Origin of the sequence: Morganella sp. HMSC11D09 (assembly GCF_001807955.1) — a bacterium.
Classification (GTDB): Bacteria; Pseudomonadota; Gammaproteobacteria; order Enterobacterales; family Enterobacteriaceae; genus Morganella; species Morganella morganii.
In genome coordinates this window covers 85,627-92,473 of sequence record NZ_KV791644.1, presented here as the reverse complement: position 1 = coordinate 92,473, position 6,847 = coordinate 85,627, and the positions used below count along the sequence as shown (strand labels likewise).

Sequence of the window (6,847 nt, the reverse complement as noted above, 5' to 3'; positions counted from 1 at the left end):
TGCGTATCTGAATAACTGTGTGAAGAGTAAACGACCCCACAACAATAACCATGCAATACCATTAGCGGCCGTGCATAACGCGGTGCAGTCCACCAGCCGGCCGCCGTTTTTTACAAACATAAGTCCACCGGCGTAAATCGTCCTGCCGGATAGATACCTTGCCTGACCGCTGGTGGACTTATCTTTGTGTGAAGAGACAACGAAAGGAAAAACGCAATGAGCGAGAATAACCGCATGACCAGTGTACCGGACTTTCTCTCCGAGTTAGACGCCGGTGTGTTTGAAAACAAACTTTCTGCTGCACTGAATGAAGTCGCTTTTGGTACCAATAAGAACGGCGGTACTGGTGAAGTACATGTGATTTTTAAATTCACTCAGTCAGATGAAGACCGCGTGAAAATATCTCACAAACTGAAAATGGTTACACCGACTAAGCGCGGTAAAAAATCGGAAGAGGATACAACCGAAACACCGATGTGGGTCGGTAAAGGCGGGAAACTCACTATTCTGCCGGAAGACCAGGGGCAGCTATTTGGTATCGACGGCAGTATTGACGGGAAATTAAAAGCTATTAATTAATTTCCACTTTTTAAATAAATCATTCCATTTACTTTTTATGTTTTTAATTAAACAGGAGTCTTTGTATGTCTAATTTAGACGGAGCCGCTATTTCTCAGATTCAAAATATGGCTGTTGCTGCATTAAGTCTGGACGCTGTAAATAAATCCCTCTGCCCTGCTGTGGTTTTACCGGGTGATTTCAATGTTAAAAGCCTGGAGCACTTACAGGAAGGTCGTTACCGCTTCCGTGGTGCGATGGACACAACCAGTATCGCTGATTTTGTGAAATATTCTCTGCAACACGGTATTGAAGAAGGTGTCAGCTGTTTTATTGATGCTGATGAGATGGCTGCTAAAACCATCTTCAATATCGGTTCCATCGGTGAACCGGGGCATGCTGATAACACAGCCATGGTATCACTGAAAAAGACCGCACCGTTCGCTTCTCTGCTTAACGTGAACGGTCACAAGTCCGGTCAGAAAGAACTGGCAGAATGGCTGGAAGACTGGCGCGATAACCTGATGGCGTTTGATGCAGAAGGTAATGTTATCGATATTAAGCAGGCAATCAATGCCGTACGCAAAATCACCATTGAAGCAAGCCGTTCCGCAGATCATGAAGACAGTGATTTCGGCGCTAAGCGCTCTGTGATGGAAAGTGTGGAAGCGAAAAGCCGTGACATCATGCCTGCGGTATTCCAGTTTACCTGCACACCATACGATGAACTGTCTGAACGTGCTATCAAACTGCGTTACAGCGTTCTGACCGGTGGTGATGTACCTGTGCTGGTACTGCGTATTGTTCAGCTGGAAAAACTGGAAGAGCAAATCGCACAGGAATTCCGTGATCTGCTGGCTGATAAATTCGAAGAAACTGAAATCCAGACGTATATCGGTAAATTCAAAGCATAATTATTTTATGCCGCTTTAACCGGCGGTATTTTTATATTCCAACACCGGGGAATTAATTACTTATAAAAAGTAACGGCTTTTTATTACCTAAATTGTGTGGAGAGATAAATGTCATATATAGCAACCAGTACCGGAAAACATATTGATTTCACCAATATCACTCCGGATCAGATCTGTATCGAAGATATCGCGCGCGGTCTGTCGAATGAATGCCGCTTTGCCGGGCAACTGGAAAGTTTCTATTCCGTGGCTCAGCACTCTGTATATGTCAGCCAGATTGTACCGCCGGAATATGCACTGGAAGCCCTGCTGCACGATGCTGCTGAGGCGTATATCAAAGATATTCCCTCACCGCTGAAAGCCATGCTGCCGGACTACAAGGCCGTGGAAAAACGCATTGAAGCGGTTATCCGTGAGAAGTTCGGCCTGCCGCCGGTAATAACCGTTGATGTTCACTATGCCGATCTGGTCATGCTGGCGACTGAAAAGCGGGACTTTGAAATAGACCCCGCCAGCCACTGGCCGATGCTGGATTCAGCTCCGCCATATGATGACATCATTATCCAGCCACTGACACCACCGCAGGCATATCACCAGTTTATGGCGCGGTTTGAAATGCTGACTGCTGAGGCGTAGACCATGAAAGAGAGGGGAGTCAGATTCTTGAGCTGACTGAATATAAGCCTACCATTGTGCAGCGTGTCGGTAAGAACGATAAAACGCACTGGATGGTATTCTATAAAGGTGCAGACAATGACAGCAATTAACCCAATAAGCTATATAAAACCAGAACGTGATACTGATGGTTACTGGGTGCATCCAGATGTTCCTTGTTTGGAATCGAATCAGGAAATAGAGCGGTGGTGCGATGAGAACAATCTTGAACACCAGGTGGTGTATTGTTGTAACGACATTGATAACTTCCACCCGCTGTGGTTCAGCTACTTTGAAGAAGGTGATACCAATATTTCAGCGTGGGAACCAACAAAACCCGATGGTGATGGCTGGTTTATCGCCTGGATAGCAGACAATGAAGACGGCCCGATCTGTATGTGGGTTAGACCTAAAAACCTCTAATCGTATACGGCGATGTGTGGAGAGAAGACTATGGCTATCGGAAAACTTATGAAAGCCAGCGCATGGGCAAAAAGAGAGTTTGAGACAGGATCAATACCCGATAACAGAACCGTCCGGCGCTGGATAGAAATCGGATCGCTGAAAGGCCGAATTGTTGACGGAACTATTCTTGTTCATTCATCTGAACGATGGGGGGTTGAGTCTGAGGTTTCCTCATGCGTAAGCGATCTGATTAAGGCTTCATAATATGGCACGACCTCGCAAGCGGGAATTCCGGCATCTGCCGGATTTCCTTTACTATGATAAGTCAGCAAAATGTTACCGCTTCATACTTGTAAACGGTGTCCGTAAAAGTGTTGGTACTGACAAGGCAAAAGCTATAGCCATTGCCCGTGAATACAACAATATTATGCGTCAGGAACGTACAATCAGCGTTACCTCGCTGATCACTGACTCTGGTGGTGTTAATGGGGAGTCACTACCACTCGCTGAGCATTTTGATCGGCTGTTCGAGCGGATTATTCGTGACGAACAACCGTCTAAAAGCACCCAGTCTGACTGGATAAAAGATGCCGAACGTGTGAAAGAATTTTTTAAAGATATCCCGTCTGCCGAGATCACCCTGGAGCATGTGAACGGATTTATCGCTGAATACCATGCTGACGCATCAGCAAACGTTCAGAACCGGAAAGTCGGATTTTTGAAGAAGATTTTCAGTTACGCAATGGATGAATCGCTGATGCTGGATAACCCGGCAGAACGCAAAAAAATGAAGCGTGTCGACAGTAAACGCCGGCGGCGATTGTCGTATGATGATTTCCTGAAAATCAGAGCGGCTGCTGAACCATGGCTCCGTACTGCTATGGATCTGGCCCTGCAGACAACACAGGCACGGCTTGAAGTGTCGCGCATAAAATATAACATTAAAGCACCGAAGGAAAACACCTGCGGATGCGTCTGGTTCCCAGAGGAAAGAAACGGGATCTACGGGATGCTGTACATTCACCGGCAGAAAGTACAACACAAGGAAGCTGCCCATGTGGCAATACCGATCGGTAAAGTTATAAAGGAAATTATTGATAACAGCCGCGATAACGTTGCCAGTCCGTACATTGTTCACCGCGTTCCTGAGCGGTTACCAAACAAAATAAGCCAGTATGTAAACCACCCCACACAGGTGGCACCGGATTATGTCAGCCGGGGATTCTCAAAAGTCAGAGATAAAGTTGGGGTTGGCGCACACCTTGAACCAGATGAGAGGCCAACTTTTCATGAGATCAGAGCGCTGGCCGCATTTATGTTTAAACAACGCGGATTTGATCCACAAGCCAGGATGGCACATAGTGACGCTGAATCAACAAAAATTTATACAGAAAACCATGTTGATTGGGTCGAGGTACCGCACTGTGAAATCGCATAGATATCACTACGCAAGGCAAATTTACTGTATATACATCAGGAATGTAAATATATGGAGTATGTGTAATATAGCTAACATTTAATTTTGCTGGAGATAAGTATGTCAGCACCAGTAGTTAGTTTTATCAATATGAAAGGGGGCGTAGGAAAAACTACGCTATGTGTTGGCATTGCCGAATTCCTCGCTAATTATAGACATAAAAAAATATTGTTAATTGATGTTGACCCACAATTAAATGCCACGCAGTCTATCATGGGGAAATATAATAGAATCGAAGAATATATTGATGAGTTATTACCAAATGAAAAAACAATAAGAAAGGTGTTTGAAACAAAAAAATCAATCTCAACAGAGAACATAAAGCTAACACCAGATCAAGTGATTACACAACTAACTGATAATCTAGATGTCATTCTTGGTGACATAAGTATAATATTTGATACAGATCAGGCTCCAATACGAATACAAAGAATTAAAAAATTCATTTCAGATAATGACATAAGAAATAAATATGACTATATTTTAATAGATAGCCCACCTACAATATCAATATTTACAGATGCATCCCTGATTGCATCAGATTATTATTTGACACCAATAAGAATTGATTACTATTCAATTCTTGGGGCGGCCAATTTAATGAAAGTAATTGAATACCTTAAAGAATCTTTTGATTCTAATATTAAGCACCTTGGTTTTATTTATACAAACACACATAAAAGACAAACACAAAAAACAAAAAAAATACAGAAAGACTTTGAAAGCAACCCTATGTTCATTGATAATTATTTTTTTTCAAACAGATTATCCTACCTTAGAGATTTAATGGTTGGTGGGAGAGGGAATATCCCCTCATCATATACTAAGTCAAAAATTGACATTGAAAACATATGTAATGAATTTGAAAACAGAATCAGTGCTATAGAGAGAAATAATGATGAATAATAATTTAAATAGAGAGATGGAAATAATACATAATATAAGATACAACGATGTATCTATTGAATCATTTATTGGTAACTTAGTCTTACTTATTTTCTCAAAAGAACTATTTAAATATAATTTTGAGGTGTCAGATTTTATCTTTAAAGCGTTTAATATAAAATTTCTTCCATATGCCATACGTTCAAGAACATTGATGAATGCAAAATTATGTAGATATTTAGTAACTATTGATAAATATCAAGTTAAAAAAACATCCATTATCATATATGACTACTTAATGAATGACATCATCCCTAATAAAATTGAAATAAATAAACCAATTGTTATTTATCCAGAAGGATATGAGAAAAACACAAAAAAACAAAGTAATGCATTAAAAAACATGAACTTATGGATAAATAAAGAAAATAATAAAAAATGACTATGTTAAATATTAATGATCCTCACGGATTTAGAGTGGAGCTTGAAAAATTAAAGATTTTAGTTAGTGAAACTGATTTGACTTTGCATGAGAAAAGTCTTTTGACTAATTGCTTTAAGCAAATTATTTTTTATAACCATATTTCAAGTGTGGAATCCTTTTCATTTTATTTGCAAGGGATAATTTATGACTCTCTTAATTCCATAATTTCTATTATTAAAAAAATAGAGCGATATTATCAACTTAACATTCGTTCATTAGTAGAGCATATAGCGAGAATATCTCTAAATAAAAAGCATACTGGAGAGCAGTTTAGCGACTTTGTAAGGCATCGTGACTTTACTTATTTGAAAAAAAATCACAGCAATGAAATATGGAATTTTTTACATCAGACATATTCAAAGGCTTGCCTATATATACATTCGTCCCCCTCCGCTAAACTTAATGTTAACTATACATTTTCCCAGTTAATGGTGGGTGATACTCAATCAACACAAAAAAAACAAGTAGAAACTCTCCAGAAATGTTTAAATAGCATAACAGAAATTATAATAACACTATTTTATACCGAGATATCGAGCTATTTTTTAAGAACAAAAACAGAGTTAAAATTTCTGATTGGGACAAAATTGTTTGATGGTTTCATTAAAGATCATTAAAATATTAAGTGGTAAAACGAACTGTAAGCCTATGATTCGTATAGCGCAGATATTGAGAATAAAGTACTGTTTGCAAACACAGTTAAAATGGTATTATTTAATGAATATCATACAGTTACAAAGTTGTCAGTCGGTGTCATGGGGTGTCGGGGGTCGCAGGTTCAAATCCTGTCATGCCGACCAGCATTTTTATAAAAAAACCAACCTCTTATGGTTGGTTTTTTTTGTGCCTGTAATTCGAAAATCATCACACCTTAAGCATTTTCACCGTTTCATCGATATCGATTTCATCTTCTGAGAAAATCAGGGTGGTGCCGTGCTGTGTGGTGATCGCCAGTTTTCTGAGTGTGCGCATTTCGGCCGGGCCGGCGGATTTTGGTTTGATGTTGTTCATCAGTACGCCGACAGACAGGACTGCATTCTCTTTATCAATCCCGGTATCTGCCGCTTCTTCCTCACTGTAAACCACGAAGGACTTAATGGCCGTCAGCTTAATACGCTCACCGGCGATAAAAACATATTTGCTTTCCGGCACTACTTTTACCGCATAGGCTGACAACCCTTTATTATTGGTGCCGGGCTCAAATGTCACGGCGGCATTTTTCTTAATCAGGTCAGGATTGGCGACCTTAACCACATGAAAATAACGGTTATCCCCGTTCTCATCTTTGATAAACCCAAAACCTTTATCTTCAAACCATGTTGTGATTGTTCCGTTCATCGCCGTTACCACCTGCTTAATCATCTGTTGCTGAGTCATTACAGCGCGCAGTATAAAGGACAATGCCCGCGCAGACCACGCCTTTGGCTGAGATCCGGCGTAATCTTCAGGCACCCTCTTACCTGCCAACCG

General features: G+C 40.7%; 10 protein-coding genes. 9 read left to right on the top strand and 1 reads right to left on the bottom strand.

Features of this window, described 5'->3' with window-relative positions:
* Window positions 1-216: 216 nt before the first annotated feature.
* The 9 genes from HMPREF3119_RS00945 to HMPREF3119_RS00910 all read left to right on the top strand — a co-directional run bounded on the left by HMPREF3119_RS00945 (window position 217) and on the right by HMPREF3119_RS00910 (window position 5,994).
* Window positions 217-579 (top strand): hypothetical protein, encoded by a 363-nt coding sequence (locus HMPREF3119_RS00945; RefSeq protein ID WP_025154873.1) that lies wholly within the window; start codon window positions 217-219, stop codon window positions 577-579.
* 65 nt (window positions 580-644) lie between these two features.
* Complete coding sequence (locus HMPREF3119_RS00940; RefSeq protein ID WP_070578046.1) at window positions 645-1,472, top strand: YfdQ family protein; 828 nt, start codon at window positions 645-647, stop codon at window positions 1,470-1,472.
* A gap of 108 nt (window positions 1,473-1,580) precedes the next feature.
* A complete protein-coding gene (locus HMPREF3119_RS00935; protein WP_049243406.1) occupies window positions 1,581-2,108 on the top strand; it encodes a hypothetical protein in 528 nt (175 codons plus the stop codon).
* A 198-nt stretch (window positions 2,109-2,306) separates the two neighbouring features.
* Window positions 2,307-2,549, top strand: coding sequence for a hypothetical protein (locus HMPREF3119_RS00930; protein ID WP_139144822.1), 243 nt, complete (start codon window positions 2,307-2,309; stop codon window positions 2,547-2,549).
* Window positions 2,550-2,585: 36 nt separating this feature from the next.
* Window positions 2,586-2,795: a hypothetical protein gene (locus HMPREF3119_RS19580; protein WP_225310064.1), complete on the top strand. Its 210-nt coding sequence runs from the start codon at window positions 2,586-2,588 to the stop codon at window positions 2,793-2,795.
* A gap of 1 nt (window position 2,796) precedes the next feature.
* Window positions 2,797-3,969: a recombinase gene (locus HMPREF3119_RS00925; protein ID WP_049243405.1), complete on the top strand. Its 1,173-nt coding sequence runs from the start codon at window positions 2,797-2,799 to the stop codon at window positions 3,967-3,969.
* Between the two features lie 99 nt (window positions 3,970-4,068).
* Window positions 4,069-4,914 carry a ParA family protein gene (locus HMPREF3119_RS00920; protein WP_070578043.1) on the top strand — a complete coding sequence of 282 codons (846 nt, stop codon included), beginning with the start codon at window positions 4,069-4,071 and terminating at the stop codon, window positions 4,912-4,914.
* The gene (locus HMPREF3119_RS00915) at window positions 4,904-5,335 is read left to right on the top strand and encodes a hypothetical protein (RefSeq protein ID WP_123229725.1); all 432 of its coding nucleotides are present in this window, start codon (window positions 4,904-4,906) and stop codon (window positions 5,333-5,335) included. Before HMPREF3119_RS00920 ends, HMPREF3119_RS00915 begins: the two co-directional genes overlap by 11 nt.
* Window positions 5,332-5,994, top strand: a complete 663-nt coding sequence (locus HMPREF3119_RS00910; RefSeq protein ID WP_049243403.1) for a hypothetical protein — start codon at window positions 5,332-5,334, stop codon at window positions 5,992-5,994. The genes HMPREF3119_RS00915 and HMPREF3119_RS00910 overlap by 4 nt, the downstream gene beginning before the upstream one ends.
* A gap of 247 nt (window positions 5,995-6,241) precedes the next feature.
* Here HMPREF3119_RS00910 and HMPREF3119_RS00905 read toward each other — a convergent pair whose 3' ends face one another.
* On the bottom strand, window positions 6,242-6,715 hold the full coding sequence (locus HMPREF3119_RS00905; RefSeq protein WP_032098716.1) for a cold-shock protein: 474 nt from the start codon (window positions 6,713-6,715) through the stop codon (window positions 6,242-6,244).
* Window positions 6,716-6,847: the final 132 nt, after the last annotated feature.